Here is a 26957-nt window from a genome sequence, read left to right on the forward strand (position 1 = left end):
AGACGAGGGCACGCTAACCGCGCACCCCGCCGCCGCCCCAAGCCGGGGACGGACTGAGATCACATCGTTGCCAACCGCACGGCCGGGGCACCAACGCGCACGCCTCTCCGATGCCTGACCGCATACGGTGCCTGCCCATGGAGCGACGCCGGTACGGCCCGCGGTGGCCGGCGGCTGCCCTGCTCGCGGCGTTCATCGCCCTCCCCGGGGCCACCCCGGCCCAGGCCGAGGACGCGCGGCCGACGATCGACCCGACCGCCCCGACGCCCACCGCACCCTATGCCGGCCGCCCACCCCAGGGCTCGGCCCCTGACGGCCGGACGGTGGGCGGTGAGGAGCTCGACACCCGCGGCCTCGTCGTCGCCGACGACGCCCCGGCGCTGCCCGAGGGCGTGGCCGCGAACGGCTGGCTCGTCGCCGACGCCGGCACCGGCGACGTCCTGGCCGCCCGGGATCCCCACGGCCGCTACTACCCGGCCAGCACCCTGAAGACCCTGACCCTGCTGACGCTGGCCCCGCTGCTGGACCCGGCCACCGTGGTCGAGGGGACGGTCGAGGACGAGAACATCGAGGGCAGCCGGGTCGGTCTGGTGCAGGGCGGCCGGTACCCGGTGTCCTTGCTGTTGCAGGCGCTGATCCTGCAGTCGGGCAACGACGCGGCCCAGGCACTCGCCCGGACGGCGGGCGGCGTGGGGGTCACCGTGGCTGCGATGAACGAGACCGCCGAGGCCCTCGGCGCCTACGACACCGTGGCGGGGACGCCGTCCGGTCTCGACGTCGCGGGCCAGTCGTCCTCGCCCTACGACCTCGCGCTCATCTTCCGTGCGCTGCTGGCCGCCCCGGCCACCGCCGCGGTGCTGACCAGCCCTGTCGCCGACATCCCCGCGGTCGAGGGGCGCTCCCCCGGCTTCCAGATCCAGAACCAGAATCCGCTGGCCGGCACCCCGGGCAACCTGGGGGGCAAGACCGGCTTCACCGACGCCGCCCGCCACACCTTCGTCACCGCTGCCGAGCGGAACGGCCGCCGGCTGGTGGTCAGCGTGATGGACACCGAGAACGTCCCGCTGCGGGCGGCGGACCAGGCGGCGCTCCTGCTCGACTGGGGCTTCACCGTCCCGGCCGGCATGAAGGGCGTCGGCCGGCTGATCGAGCCAGGCGATGCGGCCGCCCACGCGACCCCGGCTCCCGCGCCGACCCCGCGGCGGAGTGAGCCGTCCCTCGAGCGGGACGCCCCGGACGGGACCGAGGTCGCCGAGGTCGCCGCAGGTCGCCCGTCATCGCCGTGGGTGCCCGTGGCGCTCGGCGTGGGCGCGCTGACGATCGTCGCCGCGACGGTCGTGGGTCGCCGCCGCGCCGTCCGGGTGGTCCCGGTGCCCGTCCGGGTGGTGCCGGTGCTCAGCCCCCCACCGGACCGTCCCGCCGGGGAGGGCTCACCGCCTCGATCCGCCGGAGCGTCGTCGTCCACGCGGCGGTGAAGAAGGCGAACCGGAACACGATGTTGATCCACACCAGGATGCCGACCGCTCCCCCGAAGGCCGACGCGGTCACGCTGCCGGAGATCCACGACAGGTAGAGGCTGCCGATCATCTTCAGCGCCTCGAACCCGGCCGCGCCGAACAACGCCCCGGGCAGCAGGAGGCGCAACGGATGCGACGTCGAGGGCACGACCCGCAGCAACCACAGGAAGACGACGACGTCGGTGCACAACGCCAGGACGATCCCGAGGACCGTGGTGATCAGGTGCATCCCGGGGACGTCCCCGAGCCCCAGCAGGTCCAGCAGCCAGGCGCTCGCGCGGGTCGTGACGCCGGTCAGTCCGAGGCTGAGCAGGCCGACGGCCCCCAGCAGGATCAGCGCCAAGAGGTCCTGGACGTTGTCCCGGAGGAACTCCGGCTCGTCGGCACGCCCCTTCCAGATCCGTTCCATGCCGATGCGCAGCTTGTCCATGGTGCGCAGGCCGGCGTACAGGAAACCGACCACACCGATGATCCCGACGAACCCGGCAGAGCCGACCGCTCCGCGCAGCTCGGCCACGATCTGCCTCCCGGTCGAACCGGGGAAGGCGTCGCGTATGGCGGCGTAGAGCTCCTGCTGCAGGAGCGTGTTGCCCGCCAGGACCAGCCCGACCACCGAGGCGACCACCAGCAGGACGGGGAACAGGCCCAAGAATGCGAAGTACGTGACGCCGGCGGCCATGAGGTCGCCCTGCGTGCGCTGGTAGCGGCCCCCTGCACGGGCGAGGTGGTCGAACCAGGAGAGCCGGCGGCGCAGGGCCGCGATGACCCCCTCGGCCCACGCGTGGGCGCGGTTCCAGACCGGCTCCCGGTCAGCGGCCGGGCGTGGCTTCTCGGGGGCGACGGAACTCACGACCCGAGTCTCGGTCCTGTCCGGCCTCCGCGCGCTACGGCCCCCCCCGTCCAGGGCACCGCTCCGAGCCTGCAGAAGGACCCCGTCCCTCTCACCCCTCGCACGCTCCTGGCGAGCCTCCGGGCGGGGCCGGGGGCCGTCAGCCGGTGAGCGGGTACTCGCGAGCGACCGCCCACGCCCCACCCGTGGTCTGCTCGAACTCGGTGAAGGCCGTGACCCGGAACTCGGCCGACAGGTCGGACAGCCCGCTGTAGGCCAGCTCGAGCATGTCCTCGGGAACGTCGTGGGCAACGGTGACGTGCGGGTGGTACGGGAAGGACAGCGATCGCGCGAGCGGGCCGCGGCGGACGTCGTTGGAGAGCAGCTCGCAGTTGCCGATCCCCCGGGCGACGGCGATGAAGACGACGTCGGACACCGGCTTGAAGGTGCCCGTCCCGGAGAGGTGCATGTCGAACGGCGGATGACAGCGGGCCACCTCGGCGAGGTGCGCGGTGATCAGCGCCCGGTCGGCGACGGCGACCTCGGTGGGCGGGAGCAGCGTGACGTGCGGGGGCACCAGGGCGGCCTGTGGGTCGCCCACCTTGGACCGCCAGTCCACCAGCAGCTGGGCCCACGGCTCGGGGATGGGGACGACGATGCCGAGGACGGTGGTGTCCGGCGGCGACGGACGTCGCGTCACGAAGGTGTCGTCGTTCACCGCCGGGCCCCTGCCGCCGGTGCGAGGAAGCCGGTCCGCTCGTAGACGTCGGCCACGGTGGGACCGGCGACCTCGCGGGCACGCTCCGCCCCGACGGCGAGGATCCGCTCCAGCTCGGCCGGGTCGTCCAGCAGCTCCTGCGTGCGCGCCCGCACGGGGGCGACGAAGTCGGTGACGACCTCCGCCAGCTCCTTCTTCAGGTCGCCGTAGCCACGGCCGGCGAAGTGCTCCTCCAGCTCGGCGACGGTGCGGCCCGAGAGCGCGCTGTGGATGGTCAGCAGGTTGGTGACGCCGGGCTTGTTCGCCGCGTCCGCGACGACCTCGCGACCGGTGTCGGTGACCGCCGAGCGGATCTTCTTCGCCGTCACCTTCGGGTCGTCGAGCAGGAACACGCAACCGGCCGGGGGCAGGCTCTTGCTCATCTTCTTGTCCGGCGACTGCAGGTCCATGACCCGCGCGCCGGCCTCGGGGACGAACCCGGCGGGGACCGTGAACGTCTGCCCGAAACGGTTGTTGAACCGGGTGGCGACGTCGCGGGTGAGCTCCAGGTGCTGGCGCTGGTCGTCACCCACCGGGACCTGGTCGGCCTGGTAGACCAGGATGTCGGCCGCCATGAGCACGGGGTAGGTGAACAGGCCGACCGAGGAGCCGTCGGTTCCCTCCCGCTGGCTCTTGTCCTTGAACTGCGTCATCCGGCTCGCCTCGCCGAACCGCGCGATGCACTCCAGCACCCAGGACAGCTGCAGGTGCTCCGGCACGTGGCTCTGGACGAACAGCGTGCTGCGCTCCGGGTCGACGCCGAGAGCCAGCAGCTGGGCCGCCGACGTCAGGGTGTTGCGCCGCAGCTCCTCGGGGTCCCAGTCCATCGTGATGGCGTGCAGGTCGACGACGCAGTAGAAGGCCTCCGCCGAGTCCTGCAGCTTCACCCACTGGCGTAGGGCGCCGAGGTAGTTGCCGAGGTGGAAGGAACCCGCCGTCGGCTGGATGCCTGAGAGGACCCGGGGAAGACGCACGTCGGCCATCAAACCAGCCGGCCGGCCCCCACGTTCTGACCTCCCCCGTTCCGATGACTCAGCGGACGGTCGTCGCGCTCCGCACGTCGTCCAGCGCGGCGAGGAAGACGTCGTCCTCCTCCGGGGTGCCGACGGTGACCCGGACGCCCTCCCCGGCGAAGGGCCGGGTGATGACGGCGCGGGCCTCGAGCGCCGCGGCCAGACCTGCCGCCTCCTCCCCCACGGGCAGCCACACGAAGTTGGCCTGGCTGTCCGCGACGTCGAAGCCGCGGTCGCGCAGGGCCGCGGTGAGCCGGTCCCGCTCGGCCACGACGGCGGCGCAGCGGGCGCGCACCACCTCTTCGCTGGCCAGCGCCGCGACCGCGGCCGCCTGCGCGAGCATCGACACGCTGAACGGCACGTGGGTCCTGCGCACCGCCTCGGCCACGGCGGGGTCCTCGGCGACCAGGTAGCCGACCCGCAGCCCCGCGAGCCCCCAGGCCTTCGAGAAGGTGCGCAGCACGGCGACGTTGGGCCGGCCGCGCATCAACTCGATCCCGTCCGGGACGGCGGGGTCGGTCACGAACTCGCGGTAGGCCTCGTCGAGGACGACGAGGGTCTGCTGCGGGACGGCGTCCAGGAACTGCTCGAGCTCCGCCCGCCGGACCGCCGTCCCCGTGGGGTTGTTCGGGTTGCACACGAACACCAGACGGGTGCTGTCGTCGAGGGCGGCACACAGCCCCTGGAGGTCGTGGGTGTCGGCCGGCCCCCCGGGGCGGCCGGCGACCAGGGGCACCTGGATGGCCCGGGCCCCGGCGACCTGCGCGAGCAGCGGGTACATCTCGAAGGAGCGCCAGGCGAAGGCGATGCTAGTCCCCGGGTCGTTGTAGGCCTGGGCCAGTTCCTGGCACAGCGTGACCGCACCGCAGCCGGTGGCCACCTGCGCCGGGTCGACCCCGTAGCGGTCGGCCAGCGCCTGCGTGAGGACGACGGCGCCGTTGTCGGGGTAGCGGTTGGTCTGCCCCGCCGCGGCCGTGACTGCCTCCACGACCGCGGGCAGGGGCGGGAAGGCGACCTCGTTGCTGGCCAGCTTCACCGCGCGGGCGACGCCGATCTCACGGGCCAGGTCGGCCGGGTTGCGACCGGGCCGGTAGGCCGGCAGGGCCTGGACGACGGGGCGTGGACTCACCACGGAATGACTACCTCCCACCGGCGCCCCTCATAGGGTGACGCCATGCGTGTACTCGTCGCCGGTGGAGCCGGCTACATCGGCAGCGTAGTGACGGCGGCCCTGCTGGCCGACGGCCACGACGTGACGGTGCTCGACGACCTGTCCACCGGCCACGAGGACGCCGTCCCCTCGGGGGCGACGCTGGCAGCGGTGTCCCTGCACGATTCGGCGCCCGTGCTGGCCGATGTCCGGCCCGAGGCGGTGCTGCACTTCGCGGCCCGGAGCCTCGTCGGCGTCTCGCAGCAGCAGCCCGAGGACTACTGGCACACCAACGTGGGCGGCTCCCTGGCGCTGCTGGAGGCGATGCGCGCGGCCGACTGCCGCCGCATCGTCTTCTCCTCCACCGCGGCGACCTACGGCGAGCCGGAGTCCGTACCGATCCGCGAGGACGCCCCCACCCGGCCGACCAACACCTACGGGGCCAGCAAGCTCGCCGTCGACCACATGCTGACCTCCTACGCGGTCGCCCACGGCTTCGCGGCGGTCAGCCTGCGGTACTTCAACGTCGCCGGCGCGGCCTACGGCCTGGGCGAGCGGCATGCCACGGAGACCCATCTCATCCCGCTGGCGCTGCAGGTCGCGGCGGGGCAGCGGGAGTCGCTCACCGTGTACGGCCAGGACTACCCGACCCCCGACGGCACCTGCATCCGCGACTACGTGCACGTCGAAGACCTCGCCGACGCGCACCTGCTGGCGTTGCCTGCCCCGGCGCCGGGCGAGCACCGGATCTACAACCTGGGCAACGGCACGGGCTTCTCGGTGCAGGAGGTCGTCGACGCCGTCCGCGAGGTCACCGGGCACGCCGTCCCCGTCGTCGTCGGGGACCGCCGGCCGGGCGACCCGGCGCAGCTGGTGGCCTCCAGCGACCGCATCCGGGACGACCTGGGCTGGAAGCCGAAGCACACCGACCTCGCCGGCATCGTCCGCGACGCGTGGGACGTGGCGCAGTAAGAGGACCCCTCTGCCCCCCACCGCCCGCACACTCGCGGCGGGCCCCTGCAGAGGGGCCTCAGCCGGCGGACTCCCCCGCGGTCGTCTCGTCGTCGGCGGGGACCGGCGGGGGGCTCACCAGGATCCGCGCGATGCGTCGGCCGTCGAGCTCCACCACCGACAGGCTGCGGCCCTCGACCTCGACGGTGTCGCCGATCTCGGGCAGCCGGCCGAGCTCGGCGAGGACGTAGCCGGCAGCGGTCTCGTAGGGCCCGTCGGGCAACTGGAGGCCGGTGGCCTCGGTGAAGTCATCGAGGTTGAGCAGGCCGTCGACCTCCCGGGGGCCGCCGGGCGGCTGCTTGCCGTCGGGAGCGACCTCCTCGTCGTACTCGTCGTAGATCTCACCGATGACCTCCTCGATGAGGTCCTCGAGCGTGACGATCCCGTCGGTGCCGCCGTACTCGTCGACGACGATCGCGAGGTGGTGGTTCTCCCGCCGCATCTCGCTGAGGGCCGTCAGCACGCCGGCGGTGCCCGGCAGCCGCTTCACCTCGCGGGCCAGGTCGCCGACGGTCGCGGCCCGGCCGGCCGGATGGTTGGGCAGGAACAGGTCACGGACGTGCACGAACCCGACGATGTCGTCCTGGTCGCGGCCGGCCACGGGGAAACGTGACCAGTTGGAGTCGGCCACCTGCTTGGCCGCGCGGCTGGCCGTCATCGAGCCCTCGAGGAAGGCGACCTCGGTGCGGGGCGTCATGACCTCGCGGACCTCGCGCTCGCCGGCGCGGAACACCTCGTCGATCAGCCGGCGCTCGTCGCTGCTGAGCGACTCGTGCGCGGCCACCAGGTCGCGGAGCTCTTCCTGACTGATCGACTCCCCGCTCTGCTTGGGATCACCGCCGAAGAGCCGGACCAGCACGTCGGTGGACTTCGACAGCAGCCAGATGATCGGGCGGAAGAGCGTGGCGATCGCGTTGAGCGGCGAGGCCACGACCAGCGAGAAGCCCTCGGCGCGCTGGAGCGCGAGGCGTTTCGGCGTCAGCTCCCCGACCACCAGCGACAGGTAGCTGATCGCGATCGTGACGAGGACGAGGGCCAGGGTGTCGGAGATCCCCTCGGACACACCGCGGGCCACGAGCCACCGAGCGAACGGCGCGGAGAGGGCGCTGGCACCGAAGGCGGCGGAGAAGAAGCCGGCCAAGGTGACGCCGACCTGCACCGCTGCGAGGAACCGGTTCGGGTCGCTGAGCAGGCGCTGGACGGCCTGCCCGCGCCGGCCGCTCTCGGCCAGCCCGCGGACCTGCGATTCGCGGAGCGAGACCAGGGCGATCTCGGCACCGGAGAAGGCTCCGCCGATCAGGACGAAGACCACGACCATGACGATGCTGGGCCAGACGTCGCTCACCGGCGGCGTGCTCCTCGGGTGCTCGGATGGGGCGGACGTGGGGGCGGGCAGTTCCATGGTGCCTGGTCGTCCCATGGTGCCTGGTCGTCGATCTCGCGTCCGCCGCGCGGGTCCACGGAACGACCCGCCGGAGTGTCGCCCGGCGCGTCGGGTGGCGTCGATCTCGGCAACTCACGGTCACTTTGCGGGCACGGTTAGTCTTCCTCCGGTAACAATTCGTGATCATCAGCCGAGAGGTCTTCTGTGCACCACCTTCCCGCCGGTCCTTCGCTCGTCACCCGCGTCACCGGCGCACTGACCCGCTCGATCCGACTCCTCGGCCGCCCTGTCCGGCGCCGCAGCGGGCGCCTCGCACTGGGTGCCCTCGCCGGCGCGATCCTCACTGCTCTGGTCCTGGCTTCACCCGGCGCCGGCACCGCAGGGACGGCCTCGGCCTCGCTCGATCCGTCGTCCTCGTCGTGGTTCACCTTCTCCTCCTCCGCCGGCTCGTCCTCTCCCCGCCCGTCCACCACTCGGGAAGCGCAGGGGCGCAGCGGCGCGGACGGCCGGGCGGGGTCGTCCTCCACCCGCGTGACGTCGAGGATCCATGTCGCCGGGCCGAGGACCGATGCCCCGGACCGGAAGCCCGAGCGGAGGGGCGCCCCTGCCGACGTCGTCGTGACCACCCCCGGCGCTCCGTCTGCGGCACCGGCGGAGGCGCCGCCGGTCCAGACCCCGCCGGTCCAGACCCCGCCGGCCCAGGAGTCACCGGTCCAGACCCCGCCGGCCCAGGCCCCGCCCGTCCAGGCCCCGCCGGTCGCCGAGGCCCCGGCCGCGCCGAAGCCGCCGTCGGCCCCCGCCGTCGTCCCGGTGATGCCCGCGCCGAGCCCCGCCCCCAGGACGACCGCACCGACGGCACCGACGCCGCCCGCGGCCTCGCCCCAGACGGCCCAGCCCGCGGGCGCCTCCGAAGCGGAGGCGCAGGTTCTCACCCTCGTCAACGCCGAGCGGGCCGCCGCAGGCTGCAGGGCGCTGGTCGCCGACCCGGCCCTGGCCGCCGTGGCCCGCGCGCACAGCCAGGACATGCGGGACCGTGGGTTCTTCAGCCACACCAACCCCGATGACCTGAGCCCGTTCCAGCGGGCCGAGCGGGCCGGCATCAGTGCCCGGGCGGAGAACATCGCTCGCGGACAGGAGGACGCCGCCGCCGTCATGGATGCCTGGATGAACAGCTCCGGGCACCGGGCGAACATCCTGAACTGCGGACTGACCCGGCTGGGCGTCGGCGTTGCCGAAGGCAGCGGCGGCCCCTGGTGGACCCAGCTCTTCGCCTGAGCCCTGCGCGACCTGCTGAAATCAACACACGCTGAGCGCCCTGACGGCCCGCTCGTCAGGGCGCTCAGCGTGTCTTCAGAACTGCGCAACTGCTCGGGCGTGAGCCTGCGCGACCACGGAGGACCCGCGGAAGACGCGGCCACGGAGCGCGGGTGGACGGCGTGCTGTTCGGGCCACGGCAGCAACCCGGCAGCGTGATGACGGCGCTTCGAGGGTTGTCCACAGGACGAGAACACGTCAGCGGCCCCCTCGAAGAGATCGAGAGGGCCACTGACGTGTGTCGATGGCCGGTCGGCCATCACGAATTCCTACCTCAGGCCATGGCCTTCTGGAGGTTGGTGTCGATGGCCGCCAGGAAGTCCTGGGTGGTCAGCCACGGCTGGTCCTTGGAGATCAGCAGCGCGAGGTCCTTGGTCATCTGACCGCCCTCGACGGTGTCGATGCAGACCTTCTCCAGCGTCTCCGCGAAGCGGGTCACCTCGGGGGTGTTGTCCAGCTTGCCGCGGTGGGCCAGGCCCCGGGTCCAGGCGAAGATCGACGCGATCGGGTTGGTCGACGTCTCCTTGCCCTGCTGGTGCTGGCGGAAGTGACGGGTCACCGTGCCGTGGGCTGCCTCGGCCTCGACGGTGCGGCCATCGGGGCTCATCAGCACCGAGGTCATGAGGCCGAGCGAGCCGAAGCCCTGGGCCACGGTGTCGGACTGCACGTCACCGTCGTAGTTCTTGCAGGCCCAGACGTAGCCGCCCTCCCACTTGAGGGACGCGGCCACCATGTCGTCGATCAGCCGGTGCTCGTAGGTGATGCCGGCGGCCTCGAACTTGTCCTTGAACTCGGCCTGGAAGACCTCCTCGAACAGGTCCTTGAAGCGGCCGTCGTAGGCCTTGAGGATCGTGTTCTTGGTCGACAGGTAGACCGGGTACTCGCGGTTGAGCCCGTAGTTCATGGAGGCCCGGGCGAAGTCACGGATCGAGTCGTCGAGGTTGTACATCGCCATCGCGACGCCACCGCCGGGCGACTGGAAGACCTCGTGCTGGATCGGCTCGCCGCCGTCCTTGGGCTGGAAGGTGATGGTCAGCGTGCCCTCGCCGGGGAACCTGAAGTCCGTGGCGCGGTACTGGTCACCGAACGCGTGACGGCCGACGACGATCGGCTTGGTCCAGCCCGGCACCAGCCGCGGCACGTTCTGCATGATGATCGGCTCGCGGAAGATCACGCCGCCGAGGATGTTGCGGATCGTCCCGTTCGGGGAGCGCCACATCTTCTTCAGGCCGAACTCCTCGACCCGCGCCTCGTCGGGGGTGATGGTGGCGCACTTGACGCCGACGCCGTGCTTCTTGATGGCGTTGGCCGAGTCGACGGTGATCTGGTCGTCGGTCGCGTCGCGCGACTCGATGCCCAGGTCGTAGTACTCCAGGTTGACGTCGAGGTACGGGAGGATCAGCTGGTCCTTGATGAACTGCCAGATGATCCGGGTCATCTCGTCGCCGTCGAGTTCGACGACGGTGCCCTCGACCTTGATCTTTGCCACGTGCGAGTCCCTCTCTACAGCTCTGACCGAGATGGTCAGAGGTCGGCTACATCAGCCTGCTTGGCGCGCACGGCCTCGGCCGCTTCACGCAGGCCGCCCAGCTCGCTCTCGGACAGGTCGCCCTCGACGACCTTCCGCACACCCTCGCGGCCGATCTCGGCCTCGACGCCCAGGTAGACGCCGTTGATCCCGTACTCCCCGTCGACCCAGGCGCACACCGGCATGACCGCGCCCGAATCCTCCATGACCGCGCGGGCCATCCGAGCGGCGGCTGCCGACGGCGCGTAGTACGCCGAGCCGGTCTTGAGCAGCGCCACGACCTCGGCGCCACCGTTGCGGGTGCGGTCGACCAGGTGCTCGATGCGGTCGGCGGCCATCACCTCGGACAGCGGCTTGCCGTCGACGGTGCACCGGGACGGGACCGGGACCATCGTGTCGCCGTGCGAGCCCAACGTCAGGGTCCGCACCGAGGACACCGGGACGCCGAGCTCCTCGGCCACGTTGTTGCTGAAGCGCGCGGTGTCGAGCATGCCGGCCTGCCCCATCACCCGGTTCTTCGGGAACTGGGTGGCCAGCTGCGCCAGCGCCGTCATCTCGTCCAGCGGGTTGGAGACGACGATGATCACCGCCTCGGGCGAGGTCCGGGCGATGTTCTCCGCGACCTGCCGCACGATCTTCGCGTTGGTCTCGATGAGGTCCATCCGGCTCATGCCGGGCTTGCGCGGGAGACCCGCGGTGATGACGACGACGTCCGATCCCTCGGTGCCCTCGTAGGACCCTCCGCCCACGCCGACGACCTTGGTCTCGAAGCCCTCGATGGGCCGCGACTGGTTCATGTCCAGCGCGAGGCCCTCGGGCTTGCCCTCGACGATGTCGGTGAGCACGACGGTCTCGAGGATGTCGTACTCGGCGAGCCGGAGTGCAGTGGTCGAGCCGTAGAAACCGGCACCGACGACGGTGACCTTGCCCTTCCGCGACTTCTCTGCCATGGCCAGGAACCTATCGCTGAGTCGGGGAAACCGCCCGCGCGGGTCACGCGGCCGGGATCGTCAACGCGGTCACGGCGAGGACGAGACCCGCCACGGCCAGCAGGACGACGTCCGTGGGCCGGCTGCGGACGGCGAGGAAGCCGACCCGCCGCACCGGCAGCAGCAGCCGCAGCAGGCCGGCGATGATCAGGCTGAGGCCGATGACGACCAGTCCGCGGCGCCAGTGGTCGAAGGTGACCAGCAGCAGCCCCGTGCCGACCATGACCAGCACCGCCAGCAGCGGTAGCTGCCGGAGAAGGCCGGCCAGGACGGGACGGCGGACGTAGAGCGGCGACCGGGACACGCTCACGCGGAGAGCGCCTCCAGCGCCGCGGCTCGCTCGGCGGCCAGGACCACGTTCTGCAGGAGCATGGCCCGGGTCATGGGTCCCACCCCGCCGGGGTTCGGGGCCACGTGACCGGCCACCCCGGCCACGTCGAGGGCGACGTCCCCCGCGATCTTCCCGTCCACCCGGCTCACGCCGACGTCCAGGACGGCGGCGCCCGGCTTGACCATGTCGGCGGTGATCAGGCCAGGGACGCCGGCGGCGGCCACGACGATGTCGGCGGACCGGACGTGCGCGGCGACGTCCCGCGTGCCGGTGTGGCACAGCGTCACGGTCGCGTTCTCGGTGCGCCGGGTCAGGAGCAGGCCGAGCGGCCGGCCCACCGTGATGCCGCGGCCGATCACGACCACCTCAGCGCCGGCGATCGGGACCTCGTAGCGGCGGAGCAGCTCCACGATGCCGACCGGCGTGCACGGCAGCGGACCCGGCACGTTGAGCACCAGGCGACCGAGGTTGACCGGATGCAGACCGTCGGCGTCCTTGTCCGGGTCCATCGCCTCGAGGACCGTGCTCTCCTCGATGCCCGTGGGCAGCGGCAGCTGGACGATGTAGCCCGTGCAGCCGGGATCGGCGTTGAGTTCCTCGACGACGGCGAGCACGTCGGCCTCGGTGGCGGTCGCCGGCAGCTCGCGCTGGATGCTCGCGATCCCGACCTGGGCGCAGTCGGAGTGCTTGGCGTTGACGTACCACCGGCTGCCGGGGTCGTCACCGACCAGCAGGGTGCCCAGGCCCGGACGGTGACCGGCGGCGGTCAGGGCCGCCACCCGGTCGGTGAGCTCGCCGCGGATCGCCGCGGCCGTCGCCTTGCCGTCGAGGGTCGTCGCGGGCATGTCGGACAGTCTGCCCGAGGGGCCCCACGGGCGGGTGCGCGGTCCTAGGCTCCCGGCAGTGGGGTCCGCCCGCCCACCCCTGTCCCTCGCCTGCCGACCGCCGGAGGTACGCACATGACCGAGCGCGAACCCGTCCGACCCGGCACGCCCCCGGGCCCGCCCCAGGGCGCGACCGCCTACCCCGCGTCCACGGAGTCCTCCGCCGGTCACACGGCGCCGCGGTACTCCGGCCGCCCGGTGGCGTTCCGCGGCCCGGAGAGCCTGGGTGGCCTGCTGCTGATCCTCGCCGGGGTCGCGGGCGGGATCAGCCTGCTGCTGGACTGGCTGGCCGACGCCGAGACGACCGGCCTGGACCTCGTGCAGGACGGGCTGGCCGACGTCGGGGGCGCCTTCTCCAACGGGCTCTGGCAGCCACTGGCGATCGTCCTGGGCGGCGGTGTCCTGTTCGTGCTGGGGCTGCTCATGTGGCTGCCGATGCGCACTCATCGCTTCTTCGGCGTCCTGGCCCTGGTGGTGAGCCTTGCCGCGACGGCGGGCGTGCTGGTCCCGCTCATCGACGAGGGCTGGAACCTCGACGTCTTCGGGCCCGGGTTCTGGTGCGGGATCGCCGTCGCCGCCCTCGGCCTGCTCGGCAGCCTCAAGGCGCTGCTCACCGGCCCGAAGTACGCCGGTTAGCCCGCCACGAGAGCGCCGTGGGCGCGCGCGAACCGCACGGCGTGCACGAGGTCCAGCCGGACCCCGGTGACGTCGAAGGCCCGCCAGTTGACCTCCTCCATCGACGCGCCGCGCAGGTCGGCGCCGCGGAGCTTGGTCGACTGCAGCCGCGCCCGGTCCAGGTCGGCACCGGTGAGGTCGCACTCCCGCAGGTCGGCGTCGGTGAAGTCGGCCTCCCGGAACCGCTGACCGGAGAGATCGAGTCCCGAGAGGTCCGCACCACGCAGCGACGCGTAGCTCCAGTCGCACTCGGTCGAGGTCATCGGCCGCAGCTGCGCGCCGGGGAACTGCGAGCCGGTGAGCTTGCAGCCCTCCCAGGTCGCGCCGAAGAGCCTCGCCCGGTCGAACCGGCACGAGAGGAACGCCGTCCCCAGGTGCCGCGACCCGCCCATCCGCACCCCCGTGAGGACGCACTGGTCGAACACGCAGCGCCGGGTGACCAGCTCCTCCAGCCCGGCGTCGTCGAACCGGCAGAGGGTGAAGGTGACCCCGTCCAGCTCCGCGCCCCACCAGTCGACCCGGGCGAAGTCCTCGCCCTCGACCTCCGCACCCGCCTCGGGCGGCCCGACGTGCGGCCGTGGCCCCGTCCCGGTCGGCCCCGTCCGGAGGCTCAATGGGCGAAGTGACGGGTGCCGGTGAGGTACAGCGGCACACCGGCCGCGGCCGCGGCGGCGACGACCTCCTCGTCCCGGACGGAGCCACCCGGCTGGACGACGGCGCGCACCCCGCCGTCCAGGAGGACCTGCAGCCCATCGGCGAACGGGAAGAAGGCATCGGAGGCCGCGACCGATCCCGCCGCCCGCTCCCCCGCACGCGTCACGGCCAGCCGGGCGGAGTCCACCCGGTTGACCTGCCCCATGCCGACGCCGACGGTCGCCCGGTCGTGCGCGAGCAGGATCGCGTTGCTCTTGACCGCGCGGACCGCTCGCCAGGCGAAGACCAGGTCGTCCAGGCCGGCGGCGTCCAGCGGCTCGCCGGTCGCGAGCGTCCAGGTCGTGGGGTCGTCCCCCGGGGCGTCGAGCCGGTCCTTGACCTGCAGCAGCAGGCCGCCGCTGATCGGCCGCATCTCGGTGCCGGGCGCCGGCAGGTGCGGCAGCCGGAGCAGCCGGATGTTCTTCTTGCCGGTCAGCACCCGCACCGCGTCGTCGGTGAACGACGGCGCGACGACCACCTCGGTGAACACCTCCGCGACCTGCTCGGCCATCGTCAGGTCGATCTCCCGGTTGGCCGCGATCACGCCGCCGAAGGCCGAGAGGGGGTCGCAGGCGTGGGCCTTGCGGTGCGCCGAGGCGATGTCGGTGCCGACGGCGATGCCGCACGGGTTGGCGTGCTTGATGATGGCGACGCAGGGATCGTCGTGGTCGTGCGCGGCCCGCCAGGCGGCGTCGGTGTCGACGTAGTTGTTGTAGGACATCTCCTTGCCGTGCAGCTGCTCGGCGTGCGCCAGGCCGGGCTGCCAGCTGCGGTAGAGCGCGGCGCTCTGGTGCGGGTTCTCGCCGTAGCGCAGGACGTCGGCGCGCTCCCAGCTCGCGCCGACCCAGGCGGGGAAGCCGCTCTCGTCGTCCGGCGCCAGGACGTTGCCCATCCACGAGGCGACGGCGATGTCGTAGCCCGCGGTGTGCCGGAACGCGGCGGCGGCCAGGGTCCGCCGCTCGGCCAGGGTGAAGCCGCCCGCGGCCACCGCGGCCAGGACGTCGCCGTAGCGGGCGGGGTCGACGACGACGGCGACCGACGGGTGGTTCTTGGCCGCGGCCCGCACCATGGCCGGCCCACCGATGTCGATCTGCTCGACGCACTCGTCCGGCGTCGCGCCCGAGGTCACCGTCTCGGTGAACGGGTACAGGTTCACCACGACCAGGTCGAACGGGGTGACGCCCAGATCGTCGAGCTGCGCCACGTGCTCGGGCTTGCGCCGGTCGGCCAGGATTCCCGCGTGGACGGCGGGGTGCAGCGTCTTGACCCGCCCGTCCAGGCACTCCGGGAAGCCGGTGACCTGCTCGACCGGCGTGACCGGGATGCCGGCGTCGGCGATGCGGCGGGCGGTCGCACCGGTGCTCACCAGCTCCACTCCGGCGGCGGCCAGGCCGGCGGCCAGCTCCTCCACGCCGGTCTTGTCGTAGACCCCCAGCAGGGCGCGGCGAATCGGGGTGCGGTCACTCATCAGGGGTTCTTCCTCGTCGCTTGCCGTGACATCGAACCGGGCGCGCTGAGGCGCGCCACCGTCTCCACCAGGAGCTCGCGCTCCACTTCCTTGATCCGCTCGTGCAGGCGCGTCTCGTCGTCGTCGGGCCGGACGGCGACCTCACGCTGGGCGATGATCGGGCCGGTGTCGAGGCCGGCATCGATCAGGTGCACCGTCGCGCCGGTCACCGTCGCTCCCGCCGCCAACGCATCACGGACCGCGTGTGCGCCGGGAAAGGCCGGCAGCAGGGCCGGGTGGGTGTTCACCAGCCGTCCGCCGAAGGCCGCCAGGACCGCGGGGCCGACCAGCTTCATGAAGCCGGCGGACACGACGAGATCCGGCTCGTACCCGGCGAGGGCCTCGGCCAGCGCGCGGTCCCAGGCGGACCGGTCGGGGTGGTCGGCGAGGGCGCAGGTGAAGGTCGGAATGCCCCGGCGGCGGGCGTGCTCCAGGCCGTCGGCGGTCCGGTCGCTGCCGACGACGACCACCTCGGCCGGGTAGCCGGGGTCCTCCGTCGCGGCGAGCAGCGCCGCGCACAGCGAGCCGGTCCCCGACAGCAGCACGGCGACCCGGGCCCGCGGGGTGAGGACGGGTGCGGGCACGTCTCCGACCCTATAAGGACCCCCTGAAGGCCCCCGTCCCCCCGGCCCCCTCGCAGGGGCCCGCAGCGAGCCTGCGAGCTGTGGGGGGCGAGGGGGTCCTCTTTCAGCCGAGGGCGCGCCAGCGGCTGACGGCCGCGGCCACGGCTGCGGCGATCCCGCTCTGGAGCGCGATCGCGACCCCGGTGGCCAGCGGCGGGGCGCCCACCTGGGCCATGGCGCCGTCGCCGAGCGAGCCCCCGGCCAGCCACACCAGCACGCCGCCGGCGACGCCGAGGAGCACCCCGGTGCCGATGCCGGCGAGACCCGCGGTCAGCGAGCCGCCGTCGGCGTCCCCGAACCAGCGACCCACCGTCATCCCGGCGACCAGCCCGGCAAGGACCGGGATCACCTGTGAGACGAATGCGATCAGGGGCACCGCCTGCGTGTCCGGCAGCGCCGCCAGCAGCGGCAGCGCCGGGACCGCGTCGAGGGTGACCCCGTGCACCGAGACCAGCGTTCCCGAGCCGACGTGGAATCCGGGGCCGGCGGCCAGCCCGAGCACCGCGGCGGCCGCGTTGGGCAACAGGAGCAGGGCCAGCCCCGCGAGGCCGACCGCACCGGCGCCCGCGCCGCCCAGGGACCCGGACAGCGCGGCGTAGCCGCGGGCGTCGGCGACCACGGCGACCGCCACGACCGCGGTGCACAGCCCCAGAGCGGTCAGCAGCCCGGCCAGCACGCCACGCAGCACGGCGCGGGCGGGGCCGCGGTCGAGCGCGTCGTCGAACAGGCCGGACTCGCGGCCCACTCCCCAGCAGCCGGCGACCGTGGCCAGGACCGCGGCGCCGACCGTTGTCCGGAGCAGTCCGACGCGGGCCTCTGGGGCGTCGAGCAGGAGCGCCAGCAGCACCGTGACGAGAACGTGGACTCCGGCGACGACGCCGGAGATGCGTATCGCGTCCGCGCGGGCGACCGGCGTGCGGAGCCGGACGATCCCACGACCTGCCTGGGCCAGCCCCCAGCAGAGACCGAGGGTGAGCAGCAGCGGGGCGAGCACGAGGGGGCCCGAGGCGATCCGCAGCTCGCCGCCTTGGGCGAGCAGCCACAGGCGCCCGGCCAGCACCACCGAGTCCCCGACGGAACGACCGCCGACCGGGTCGAGCGTCTGGACGACGACGAGCGCGAGAGCCAGACCGGCCAGGCCGACCGCGCTGACCGCCACGGAGGCAGCCCCGGCGAGACCGACGAGCGGGAGTGCGCCCGCGCGGGTCCGCCCGGGCAATCGGGCGAGCAGGGAGACCACCCCCCCACTGTCGCAAGAGCGCCCCGCCGGGCGCGGCCGCACGCGCCGGGGCCGCCCGGGATATCCGCCGTCCGCGGGCGGTCGGTCAGGCGGTCGACCGCTCGCCGGAACCCGGCGTGCTCGACCCCTCACCCGATGCGGTCGAGCCACCCGACGGCGGCACGGTTCCGGGCCCGAGAGGCGGCGGGGAGTGCTGTTGCTGCTGTTGTGACGGCTGGCCGTGCGGCTGCGCCGGGGGCCCGTATCCGCCCGGCCCGTACGGACCAGACCCGTACGCACCCGGCCCGTAGGCACCCGACCCGTAGGCACCCGACCCGTGGGCACCCGACCCGTGGGCACCCCATGGGTGGCCGCCCTGCCCGTAGGACTGCTGGGGATACCCCTGATGCTGGCCGGAGGCAGTGGCCGGCTGAGCAGCCCCGTGCGCGGCATCGGCCGGTCCACCAGGCGGCGCCGGCCGGTGGTGCAACTCCGGCACCAGTGCGAGCCCGGCGAACGCCAGGATCGTGGTCGCCGTCAGAAAACCCAGCAGCGCCCAGACGGAGAAATCACCGTCGAAGCTCTCGATCCAGGCGAGCAGGGTGAGCAGCCAGGCGAGCGCCGCCAGACCGACGGTGACCCACGAGTGCGGGAAGCCGAGCTTCAGGTCGACGAAGGCCGGAAGGACCGCCCACGTCGTGGCCAGGAAGAACAGCACGAATGCCGACGTCACGGTCCCCGAGTCGAAACCGCTGAGGCTGAACCCGAAGAAGTCGTCCCCGAAGGTGAACCAGGGGAAGAACGCCAGGAGGAAGAAGAGCAATGTGCCGACGGCGATGACGTAGTCGGCGAGCCTCAGCCGCGTGAGGTCGACGGAGACCTCGGGGCGGGGACGCTGCCCGTACCGGCCCTGGCCGGGCGGGCCGTAACCGGGCTGGTACCCCGGCGGAGGGCCGTACCCGAGCGGAGCGCCGTACCCGGGCGGAGGGCCGTACCCGGGCGGAGGGCCGTACCCCGGCGGAGGGCCGTACCCCGGCGGAGGGCCGTACCCGGGCGGAGGGCCGTATCCGGGCGGAGGGCCGTACCCCGGGGCCGGGTGCTGGCCATGGGCGGGCGGCGAGCCGTGTCCCGGGGGCGGCGCGTACCCCGGCGGGGGCTGCTGCCCGGGCTGCCCGTACCCCGACGGCGGACCCTCCGGAGGCTGCTGATGCCCGTGCTCCGGCTGCCGGCCCGGAGGCGGCTCGGGAGGCTGGCTGGCCGTCATCGCAGGGCTCTCCTTGCAGAGCGTCGGGGTGTGCCAGCCGATCGTCATCGCCCGGAGCACCCCGCCGCAACCGCGACAGGCGCCTCGTCGCCGGTCCGTGATGATCGGTCGGAGTGCGGAGACACCGCTGCCCGGCGACCTCACAGGAGATCACCGGGCAGCGGGGTGAAGGTGCTGGCCCCCTCCGGGGCGGCCCGCCCAGAGGCTCGCCGCGAGCGTGCGAGCGGTGAGGAGGGCGGGGTCCTTCTACGAGGGGTGGCGAGGAGGGGGCCTTCGTTCAGCTGCTGACGATCTCCCGCATGAGGCGCGCGGTCTCCGACGGGGTCTTGCCCACCCGCACGCCGGCGGCCTCGAGGGCCTCCTGCTTGGCCTGCGCGGTGCCCGCGGAGCCGGAGACGATCGCGCCGGCGTGGCCCATCGTCTTGCCCTCGGGCGCGGTGAAGCCGGCGACGTAGCCGACGACGGGCTTGGTGACGTTGGCCTTGATGAAGTCGGCGGCCCGCTCCTCGGCGTCGCCACCGATCTCACCGATCATCACGATGGCCTCGGTCTCCGGGTCGTTCTGGAAGGCCTGGAGGCAGTCGATGTGCGTGGTGCCGATGACCGGGTCCCCACCGATGCCGACGGCGGTGGAGAAACCGATGTCCCGGAGCTCGTACATCATCTGGTAGGTCAGGGTGCCGGACTTGCTGACCAGCCCGATCTTCCCGGCCTGGGTGATGTTGGCCGGGATGATGCCCGCGTTGGAGCGCCCGGGGCTGATGAGGCCAGGGCAGTTGGGGCCGATGATCCGGGTCGAGCTGCCCTGGGCATGCGCCCAGAAGTAGGTCGAGTCGTGCACCGGAATGCCCTCGGTGATGACGACGGCGAGCCCGATCTGGGCGTCGACGGCCTCGATGACGGCGGCCTTGGCGTACGGCGGCGGCACGAAGATGACGCTGACGTCGGCGCCGGTCTCCTTCATCGCCTCGGCGACGCCACCGAAGACGGGGACGCTGGTGCCGTCGAAGTCGACGCTCTCACCGGCCTTGCGCGGGTTCACGCCGCCGACGATGGCGGTGCCGGAGGCGAGCATGCGCTGGGTGTGCTTGCGCCCCTCGGACCCGGTCATGCCCTGGACGATGACCTTGCTGTTCTCGTTGAGGAAGATCGACATCTCTCTTGGTCCTGTCTCGGAAGAAGGACCCCGTCCTCCTCACCCCTCGCACGCTCGGGGGGAGCCTGTGGACGAGGCTGCGGGGCGATTAGGCGGCGGCGAGTTCGGCGGCCCGGCGTGCGGCGCCGTCCATCGTGTCGACCACGGTCACCAGGGGGTGGTTGGCCTCGGCCAGGATCCGCCGGCCCTCCTCGACGTTGTTGCCGTCGAGCCGGACGACCAGCGGCTTGGTCGCCTCGTCGCCCAGGATCCCCAGGGCGCTGACGATGCCGTTCGCCACGGCGTCGCAGGCGGTGATCCCGCCGAAGACGTTGACGAAGACGCTCTTCACGGCCGGGTCGCCCAGGATGATGTGCAGCCCGTTGGCCATGACCTCGGCCGAGGCGCCACCGCCGATGTCGAGGAAGTTGGCCGGCTTGACGCCGCCGAACTCCTCACCGGCGTAGGCGACGACGTCCAGGGTGCTCATGACCAGGCCGGCACCGTTGCCGATGATCCCGACCTCGCCGTCGAGCTTCACGTAGTTGAGGTCCTTCTCCTTGGCCGCGGCCTCGAGCGGGTCGGCGGAGGCGGCGTCCTCGAGCGCGGCGTGCTCGGGCTGCCGGAAGGAGGCGTTCTCGTCGAGGGTCACCTTCGCGTCGAGCGCGAGCACGGTGCCGTCCGGGGCCTTGGCCAGCGGGTTGACCTCGACCAGGGTGGCGTCCTCCTTCGAGAAGACGTCCCACAGCTGGACGGCGATCGCGATGACCTGGTCGCGCACCTCGCCGGGGAACCCGGCCGCGTCGACGATCTCGGCGGCCTTGGCCTCGTCGACACCCTTGCTCGCGTCGACCGGGATGCGGGCCAGCGCCTCGGGCCGCTCGACCGCGAGCTGCTCGATGTCCATGCCGCCCTCCTTCGAGGCCATCGCCAGGAAGGTGCGGTTGGACCGGTCGAGCAGGTAGGAGAAGTAGTACTCCTCGGCGATGTCGCTGGCCTGGGCCACCATCACCTTCTGGGTGATGTGCCCCTTGATGTCCAGCCCCAGGATGTCCTGGGCGCGCGCCTTGGCCTCGTCGGCGTCGTCGGCGAGCTTGACGCCACCGGCCTTGCCGCGGCCGCCGGTCTTCACCTGCGCCTTGACGACGACGGGCGCGGCGATCTCGCGCGCGATCGCCTCCGCCTGCTCGGGGGTCTCGGCGACGCCACCCGGGAGCACGGGAACGCCGTGCGAGGCCAACAGATCACGGGCCTGGTACTCGAAAAGATCCACGAACAGGCACCGTAGCCCGCCCGTAACCACGTCGCCCCCTCGGGCGTTGAAGGGAACGGGAAGGCGTGGGGCGCATCACACGGTGCGTCACCCTTTCGCAGCACTCCGGAGCCTCGTTCCGGAGTGCTGCCACACGCCGGCCCCGCACGACCCCGATCACCGCCGACGAGGAGCCCCGCGTGCGCCGAGCCACGACCGTCCTGGTCACGACGATGCTGACCGCCGGAGGTATGGCCGCGCTGGCCCCACCCGCCGCGGCCACCGAGATCGTTCCGCGCGACCTGACGATCACCGTGACCGGTCTCGGTCCGGAGAACCGCACCTGCACGATCGACGCGGACCTGTACGTGCCGGCGGGCGTGTCCCGCCGGCACCCCGCGCCCGCCCTGCTGGCCACCAACGGTTTCGGGGGGACCAAGGACGACCAGGCCGCCCTCGCGCAGGGCTTCGGTGAACACGGCTACGTCACCCTCTCCTACACCGGTATCGGGTTCGTCGACGGCGACCCCTGCCCGATCACCCTCGACGACCGGGAGCACGACGGGGCCGCGGCGAGCCAGCTGATCCGCTTCCTCGGCGGCGACCGGTCGATCGTCGCCGTCGACGACGCCACGGGCCGGCGGGTCGTCGTCGACCAGGTGATCCGCGAGGACCGCGCGACCGGCACGAAGCACGACCCGGCCGTCGGCATGACGGGCGGCTCCTACGGCGGTCAGATCCAGTTCGCGGCCGCGGCGGTGGAGCATGCCGCGGGCACCGACCGGCTCGACGCGATCATCCCCCTGATCACCTGGAACGACCTGGCCTACTCCCTCGCCCCGGAGAACAGCGACCTGCCCGGTGGGACGGCCCGCAGCGGCTCGGTGAGCTCGGGCCAGACCGGCGTCTTCAAGTACCAGTGGGCCGCGCTCTTCAGCGGGCTCGGCGTGGCCAACGGTGCGGCGGACGTCCCCTCACCGGAGGACCGGGCCGCATGGGAGACCTTCGTGCTCGACGGTTGCGCGAACTTCGACCGCCCGGTGTGCACCGCGCTGCTCGAGGTCGGCCTCCAGGGCCACCCGAGCCAGGCGACCATCGACTTCCTCCGGTCCAACTCCGTGGCCTCCTACATGGCCGACATCCGCGTCCCGACGCTCATCGGGCAGGGCCAGGCGGACACCCTCTTCAACCTGCAGGAATCGGTCGCCACCTACACCTCGCTCAAGGCTCAGGGGACGCCGGTGTCACTGGTCTGGCAGTCCTGGGGACACAGCAACTCGACGCCGGCGAAGGGTGAGCTGGACCTGCGCCACCCCGCGGAGTCCCACCAGGGGCGCCAGGCGCTGGCCTGGTTCGAGCACTACGTCCGCGGCAAGGGCCCGGCGCCCGAGTCGACCTTCTCCTACTACCGGGACTGGGTCTTCGAGGCCACGGGGGACATCGAGCAGGCCTACAGCTCGGCGCCGGCCTTCCCCGTGGGCACCGAGCAGACGCTGCTGCTCTCCAGCGAGGACGCCTCGGGCGGCGCGCTGGTCACCGATCCCGGCGCCGTCGCGGCGGGGACCAGCACCTACGCCAGCACGGCACCGGTCGGGCCGAACTACACCGAGACCGCTGCGCTCGACCAGTCGCAGCCGGTCTTCGACCCGCCCGGCAGCGCGATCCAGTTCGCGACGGGACCACTGGCCGCACCGGTCGACGTCGTGGGGTCCCCCCGGCTGACGGTGACCCTGGACTCCAGCGCCGAACTCACCGAGGCGCTCGGGCCCGACGGGCAGCTCGTGGCGTTCGCGAAGCTCTACGACATCGGCCCGGACGGAGCGCCCGTCGAGCTGCCGCACCGGCTGGTCTCCCCCGTGCGGATCGGCGACGTCAGCCGGCCGGTCACGATCGAGCTGCCGGGGATCGTGCACCGCTTCGAGGCTGGACATCGGCTCGCCGTCGTGCTCGCGGGCGGCGACATGGCCTACCGCGGGACCGACCTGCGGCAGGCCGTGAGCCTGACCACCGGCGAGGGGATCGTCCAGCAGCTTACCCTGCCCGTGGTCGGCTGAGTCGGCCCTCCTGCAGGGTCCCGCCGCGAGCTCGCGAGCGGTGGGGGGCAGGAGGGTCCTCTTTCAGGCGCCCGCGGCCGCGCCGACGTGCTGCTGCACCCAGTCCACGATCTCGGTCGTGGTCGCCCCCGGCGTGAAGATGCGGCCCACACCAAGCCGCTCGAGCTCCGGGATGTCCTCCTCGGGGATGATCCCGCCCCCGAAGACGACGACGTCGTCGATCCCGCGCTCGTCCATGAGCTCGGCGAGCCGCGCGAACAGCGTCATGTGCGCCCCGGAGAGCACCGACAGCCCCACGGCGTCGGCATCCTCCTGGATGACGGTCTCGACGATCTGCTCCGGCGTCTGGTGCAGGCCGGTGTAGACGACCTCCATGCCGGCGTCGCGCAGGGCCCGCGCGACGATCTTGGCGCCGCGGTCGTGCCCGTCGAGGCCCGGCTTGGCGATGACCACCCGGATGCGTTCGTCCACGACGCGCAGCTTAAGCAGAACGGGGCAGCCCAGGCACCGACCTCGCCCGACCGGGTCACGCGCGGCGCAGCCGCCAGGCCAGGATCGTGAGCAGGGCGTACCCCACCCCGGTGGCCAGCAGGCCGGCACCGGGCAGGGTCCACTCGAGCTCGTCGGAGGCGGCGGCGTCCCGCACCGCCGTCAGGGCGGTGGCCAACACGGCCACGGTCACGGCGAGCAGCCCGCCGACGGCGGCCAGCCGCGGCCGGAGGGAAGGGGCGATCACCGAGCAGAGCACGATGGCGCCGGCGAGCAGCAGCCCGCCCATCAGCGCGAGCCCGGGCCGTTCCAGGAGCGCCTGCGGGCCCTCCTGCGTCACGACCATCTCCAGTCCGGTCGCGGGATCGGTGACCAGCTGATCGGGCACGTCGACCGCGGGCAGCGCCAGCGACAGCACGGTGGTGACGCCCAGCAGGATCGCGGCGCCGGCCAGTCCCGACCGCAGCGGGTCCAGCCTGCCGCCGTCCTCCATGACGGTCCGCCCCCACGCCGCGATGGCGACGGCTCCGGCGAGGACCGTGAGACCGAGCGCGATCACGCCGAGGACCCACCCAGGACCGGCCTCGATACCGCTGGTCAGCACACGTTCCCCGGCGAGGATCTCGACGCCCGGGCGGGCCGTGGAGGTGCGGCCGCGGTAGATCTCGATCATCAGGTGACCGAGCGCCAGTGTCCCGGCCACCCCCGCGTAGGCGAGGCCGAACTTCGGGACGACGCCGCGGAGGAGCACGCCGCCGACGACCAGGTGGATCGCGGGCACGAGCAGGGCGACCAAGGCGCTGCCGAAGCCGTCGGCCGACCGCAGCTCCTGCCCGCCGACGACGAGGTAGACCGGGAAGGCTGCAGCCGCTCCGGCGAGCGCGGCCAGCACGAGCAGGGCGCCGGCCACGCGCGCAATCGCAGGGACGGCGCCCACGACGAGGCCCTCCCCCGGGGACGGCGCCGGTGCGGGCCGCGCGGTGCGGCGTATCGACGGCGCCGGCCGGGTCGCGGCCGCCCGACGAGCCGTCGGTGTCACACGGCCGCTGATCGGCCCGGAACGGGCGTCGCGGGACACGGTTCCCCCTTCGTTCGCCTGGGCGTAGCCCCCAGTCTGCGGCCGCGGTCGGCGGTCGCGTGGGCACGGATGGCTGCGATCCGGTCACGAACCGGACTCGATCGGCTCACGGCCGCCCTGCCATGTGTGACGCCGACCACACGTGCGCATTACCGTCGGGTGAACGGACACATAGCCGTTTACCTGCGTAGGCCGAACCCGCGCCACTGCCGGTGTGAGCACTGTCGGAGAGGTATCGGTCCATGCGCGAGACGAGTCGTCCGGACGCCTCTCCAGCGTCGCACACGGGCTCCTCGAGCACGGCCACGCCCCTCGGCGGTCTGCGCGCCCTGTGCAGCCCGGCCACGCTGACCGGTGGACTCACCGAGCTGGCCTGGGTGGGCGCGCACGTCCTCACCTACCCTCTGGGCACGTGGAGCGCGGCACTGCACCTCGACCCGCGGCGCCGGCCGGGACAGCAGTCCGCCGCGGCCCGTGCCCTCTTCGCCGCCGATCCCCTCGCCGCCCGCATCCCGGTCCTGCTGGTGCACGGCCTGGTCGACAACCGGTCGGTCTTCACGGTGATGCAGCGCAGCCTGCGCCGCCGCGGGTTCGCCCACGTCTGCACGTGGAACTACAGCCCGCTCCTGACCGACGTCGCCCGCGGCGCGGACGACCTCGGAAGGCACATCGAGCGCATCTGCCAGCAGACCGGCTACGACAGCGTGCACGTCGTCGGGCACAGCCTCGGCGGGCTCATCGCCCGCTACCACGTGCAGCGGCAGGGTGGTGACCGCCACGTGGCCTCCCTGGTGACCGTGGGGACGCCGCACCAGGGCTCGGTGCTCGCCCACGTCGTGCCCGCTCCCCTCATCCGCCAACTGCGTCCCGGGTCGGCCCGGCTGCAGGAGCTGACGGAGCCGGCGCCGGACTGCCGGACTCCGATCACCGCGATCTACAGCGACCTCGACCAGATGGTGCTCCCGACCCGCTCCGGACGCTGCGACCATCCCGATCTCGACGCCCGGAACGTCCTGGTCCGCGGAGTCGGGCACCTCAGCCTGCCGCGGCACCGGGCCGTCGTCGACGAGGTCGCCGCGACGCTGGCCGGTCACCGCAGCGCGCCCTGCCTGCCTGTCGGGGACACCAGCGCCGTCGCCTGAGTCCTTCCCCTCTGCCCGGCCTGCCGGTTCTGTCAGACCTCCCTGCGAAGGTGCGGGCGAGCAGCCACACATTCCCCACCGACCGCACGAGTCACAACACGAGCTGTGCGGTGCTTTGTCCTGCCCTGACACATCGTTACGGTCCGATCACGGCGCCGGTGACCATCGGCGGACACCACCCCCCGGTCGTCCTGAGCCGCCGTCGCTCCCCCGACGGGGCCGCCCTCGAGCGGTTCGGCGGGGAGGTGCTCGTCCCGGAAGGCGCGCCTTGTCTGTCAGCAGTGCAGCGCAGGTCCTCGACCGGCCGGGCACGGAGCGCAGGCCCCTCACCGGAACCGGCATCGCGGAGATCGTCCAAGCGGCACCGCCGCACCCGTCCCCGGCGCCCTCCCGGCGCCGGCGCGTCCCGCAGCCCCCTGGTCGCCGTGCCCATCTGTGGTTGGCCGCTCTGGTCGCGGGCGCCGTCCTCGCTGCCGCGCCCGGCCTGACCGGCACGCCGGCCGACATGACCGGCACGGCCTCCGACTACGGCCTCGGCGTCGCCGCCGACCTGGCACTGAGTGGCGACGCCGGCGCACGACGGAGCATCACCGAGGCCGAGGCGCAGGCCCGGCTCGGCGAGCTGGCCGCCTCCCGTGCCGCCCGTGCCCCCAAGACCGTGCTGCCGACCCAGGGGCGGCTCACCACCTGCTACTGCACGCGCTGGGGCAAGATGCACTACGGCCTCGATCTCGCGGCTCCGCTGGGCACACCGATCTACTCCGCCGCCGACGGCGTCGTGCTCAAGGCCGGACGCGTCTCCGGGTTCGGCAACGCGGTCTACATCCAGGACGCCGACGGCAACGTCCACATCTACGGGCACATGCGGTACTACGACGTGGCTGCCGGCGACATCGTGCACGCCGGGGACCAGATCGCGAAGGTGGGCAACGAGGGCTACTCCACCGGCCCCCACCTGCACTACGAGATCCACCGCGGCGACATGCACGGCCGCCCCCTGGACCCGGAGAAATGGCTCGCCGAGCGCGGCGTGGAGATCTGAGCTGTGCCATTCGTCGGCCTCCGGCCGACACCGCGGCCACGTGCCGTCCCCACGCTGCGTTGAGCCCTTGTTGCTCC

25 protein-coding genes are annotated in these 26957 nt (G+C 72.9%); 7 read left to right on the plus strand and 18 right to left on the minus strand.

All coding sequences use genetic code 11. The features are described from left to right. Window positions 1-137 precede the first annotated feature (137 nt). Entirely contained in the window at window positions 138-1475 is a 1338-nt protein-coding gene (locus CHB94_RS13115; RefSeq protein ID WP_089337010.1) for a D-alanyl-D-alanine carboxypeptidase family protein, read from the plus strand. On the opposite strand, the gene CHB94_RS13120 is transcribed toward CHB94_RS13115, so the two are convergent. The 4 genes from CHB94_RS13120 to hisC all read right to left on the minus strand — a co-directional run bounded on the left by CHB94_RS13120 (window position 1396) and on the right by hisC (window position 5245). Further along, window positions 1396-2367: a YihY/virulence factor BrkB family protein gene (locus CHB94_RS13120; protein WP_254920619.1), complete on the minus strand. Its 972-nt coding sequence runs from the start codon at window positions 2365-2367 to the stop codon at window positions 1396-1398. The genes CHB94_RS13115 and CHB94_RS13120 overlap by 80 nt on opposite strands. Window positions 2368-2506: 139 nt before the next feature. After that, window positions 2507-3064, minus strand: coding sequence for a 2'-5' RNA ligase family protein (locus tag CHB94_RS13125; protein ID WP_089337011.1), 558 nt, complete (start codon window positions 3062-3064; stop codon window positions 2507-2509). Next, on the minus strand, window positions 3061-4086 hold the full coding sequence (gene trpS, locus CHB94_RS13130) for a tryptophan--tRNA ligase (protein ID WP_089337012.1): 1026 nt from the start codon (window positions 4084-4086) through the stop codon (window positions 3061-3063). Before trpS ends, CHB94_RS13125 begins: the two co-directional genes overlap by 4 nt. Window positions 4087-4135: 49 nt before the next feature. Beyond that, complete coding sequence (hisC, locus tag CHB94_RS13135; protein WP_254920620.1) at window positions 4136-5245, minus strand: histidinol-phosphate transaminase; 1110 nt, start codon at window positions 5243-5245, stop codon at window positions 4136-4138. A gap of 45 nt (window positions 5246-5290) precedes the next feature. On the opposite strand from hisC, the gene galE reads away from it, so the two are divergent. Beyond that, window positions 5291-6238 (plus strand): UDP-glucose 4-epimerase GalE, encoded by a 948-nt coding sequence (gene galE, locus CHB94_RS13140; protein WP_089337014.1) that lies wholly within the window; start codon window positions 5291-5293, stop codon window positions 6236-6238. 58 nt (window positions 6239-6296) lie between these two features. Here the strand turns inward: galE and CHB94_RS13145 are convergent, their stop codons facing one another. After that, window positions 6297-7622, minus strand: coding sequence for a hemolysin family protein (locus tag CHB94_RS13145; RefSeq protein ID WP_089337015.1), 1326 nt, complete (start codon window positions 7620-7622; stop codon window positions 6297-6299). Between the two features lie 243 nt (window positions 7623-7865). On the opposite strand from CHB94_RS13145, the gene CHB94_RS26580 reads away from it, so the two are divergent. Continuing rightward, window positions 7866-8936, plus strand: a complete 1071-nt coding sequence (locus CHB94_RS26580) for a CAP domain-containing protein (protein WP_303395986.1) — start codon at window positions 7866-7868, stop codon at window positions 8934-8936. Window positions 8937-9249: 313 nt separating this feature from the next. Here CHB94_RS26580 and CHB94_RS13155 read toward each other — a convergent pair whose 3' ends face one another. From CHB94_RS13155 to CHB94_RS13170, 4 genes are read right to left on the minus strand one after another with little or no spacing between them, the layout of a single operon-like run. Further along, window positions 9250-10464: an NADP-dependent isocitrate dehydrogenase gene (locus CHB94_RS13155; protein WP_089337016.1), complete on the minus strand. Its 1215-nt coding sequence runs from the start codon at window positions 10462-10464 to the stop codon at window positions 9250-9252. Window positions 10465-10499: 35 nt separating this feature from the next. Further along, complete coding sequence (mdh, locus tag CHB94_RS13160) at window positions 10500-11453, minus strand: malate dehydrogenase (RefSeq protein ID WP_089337017.1); 954 nt, start codon at window positions 11451-11453, stop codon at window positions 10500-10502. 43 nt (window positions 11454-11496) lie between these two features. Then, window positions 11497-11802 (minus strand): DUF3017 domain-containing protein, encoded by a 306-nt coding sequence (locus tag CHB94_RS13165; protein ID WP_254920621.1) that lies wholly within the window; start codon window positions 11800-11802, stop codon window positions 11497-11499. Beyond that, entirely contained in the window at window positions 11799-12668 is an 870-nt protein-coding gene (locus CHB94_RS13170; RefSeq protein WP_089337018.1) for a bifunctional methylenetetrahydrofolate dehydrogenase/methenyltetrahydrofolate cyclohydrolase, read from the minus strand. Before CHB94_RS13170 ends, CHB94_RS13165 begins: the two co-directional genes overlap by 4 nt. Before the next feature lie 114 nt (window positions 12669-12782). Here CHB94_RS13170 and CHB94_RS13175 point away from each other — a divergent pair, with 114 nt between their 5' ends. After that, window positions 12783-13343 carry a hypothetical protein gene (locus tag CHB94_RS13175; protein WP_254920622.1) on the plus strand — a complete coding sequence of 187 codons (561 nt, stop codon included), beginning with the start codon at window positions 12783-12785 and terminating at the stop codon, window positions 13341-13343. Here the strand turns inward: CHB94_RS13175 and CHB94_RS13180 are convergent. From CHB94_RS13180 to sucC, 7 genes are all read right to left on the minus strand, one after another. Beyond that, entirely contained in the window at window positions 13340-13996 is a 657-nt protein-coding gene (locus CHB94_RS13180; RefSeq protein ID WP_089337019.1) for a pentapeptide repeat-containing protein, read from the minus strand. The two genes, CHB94_RS13175 and CHB94_RS13180, sit on opposite strands and share 4 nt — an antisense overlap. After that, window positions 13993-15543: a bifunctional phosphoribosylaminoimidazolecarboxamide formyltransferase/IMP cyclohydrolase gene (gene purH / locus CHB94_RS13185; RefSeq protein WP_089337020.1), complete on the minus strand. Its 1551-nt coding sequence runs from the start codon at window positions 15541-15543 to the stop codon at window positions 13993-13995. Before purH ends, CHB94_RS13180 begins: the two co-directional genes overlap by 4 nt. Continuing rightward, window positions 15543-16166: a phosphoribosylglycinamide formyltransferase gene (gene purN, locus CHB94_RS13190; RefSeq protein ID WP_089337021.1), complete on the minus strand. Its 624-nt coding sequence runs from the start codon at window positions 16164-16166 to the stop codon at window positions 15543-15545. The genes purH and purN overlap by 1 nt, the downstream gene beginning before the upstream one ends. A 103-nt stretch (window positions 16167-16269) precedes the next feature. Continuing rightward, a complete protein-coding gene (locus CHB94_RS13195) occupies window positions 16270-17445 on the minus strand; it encodes a cell division protein PerM (protein WP_089337022.1) in 1176 nt (391 codons plus the stop codon). Between the two features lie 85 nt (window positions 17446-17530). Beyond that, entirely contained in the window at window positions 17531-18688 is a 1158-nt protein-coding gene (locus CHB94_RS25740; RefSeq protein WP_217899296.1) for a hypothetical protein, read from the minus strand. A 277-nt stretch (window positions 18689-18965) separates the two neighbouring features. Further along, entirely contained in the window at window positions 18966-19844 is an 879-nt protein-coding gene (gene sucD, locus CHB94_RS13205; protein WP_089337023.1) for a succinate--CoA ligase subunit alpha, read from the minus strand. A gap of 88 nt (window positions 19845-19932) precedes the next feature. Next, complete coding sequence (sucC, locus tag CHB94_RS13210) at window positions 19933-21096, minus strand: ADP-forming succinate--CoA ligase subunit beta (RefSeq protein ID WP_089337024.1); 1164 nt, start codon at window positions 21094-21096, stop codon at window positions 19933-19935. A 179-nt stretch (window positions 21097-21275) separates the two neighbouring features. On the opposite strand from sucC, the gene CHB94_RS13215 reads away from it, so the two are divergent. After that, window positions 21276-23129 carry a CocE/NonD family hydrolase gene (locus CHB94_RS13215; protein ID WP_089337025.1) on the plus strand — a complete coding sequence of 618 codons (1854 nt, stop codon included), beginning with the start codon at window positions 21276-21278 and terminating at the stop codon, window positions 23127-23129. Window positions 23130-23192: 63 nt separating this feature from the next. Here CHB94_RS13215 and icmB read toward each other — a convergent pair whose 3' ends face one another. After that, on the minus strand, window positions 23193-23600 hold the full coding sequence (gene icmB / locus CHB94_RS13220) for a coenzyme B12-dependent isobutyryl CoA mutase small subunit (RefSeq protein WP_089337026.1): 408 nt from the start codon (window positions 23598-23600) through the stop codon (window positions 23193-23195). Between the two features lie 55 nt (window positions 23601-23655). Continuing rightward, on the minus strand, window positions 23656-24528 hold the full coding sequence (locus tag CHB94_RS13225; protein WP_254920623.1) for a hypothetical protein: 873 nt from the start codon (window positions 24526-24528) through the stop codon (window positions 23656-23658). 410 nt (window positions 24529-24938) lie between these two features. Between CHB94_RS13225 and CHB94_RS13230 the strand changes: the two genes are divergently transcribed. Both CHB94_RS13230 and CHB94_RS13235 read left to right on the plus strand, forming a co-directional pair. Further along, on the plus strand, window positions 24939-25838 hold the full coding sequence (locus CHB94_RS13230) for an esterase/lipase family protein (protein WP_089337028.1): 900 nt from the start codon (window positions 24939-24941) through the stop codon (window positions 25836-25838). 268 nt (window positions 25839-26106) lie between these two features. Beyond that, window positions 26107-26880: a M23 family metallopeptidase gene (locus CHB94_RS13235; protein WP_089337029.1), complete on the plus strand. Its 774-nt coding sequence runs from the start codon at window positions 26107-26109 to the stop codon at window positions 26878-26880. Window positions 26881-26957: the final 77 nt, after the last annotated feature.

The sequence above is a fragment of the Blastococcus mobilis genome (genome assembly GCF_900188025.1).
GTDB lineage: Bacteria > Actinomycetota > Actinomycetes > Mycobacteriales > Geodermatophilaceae > Blastococcus_B > Blastococcus_B mobilis.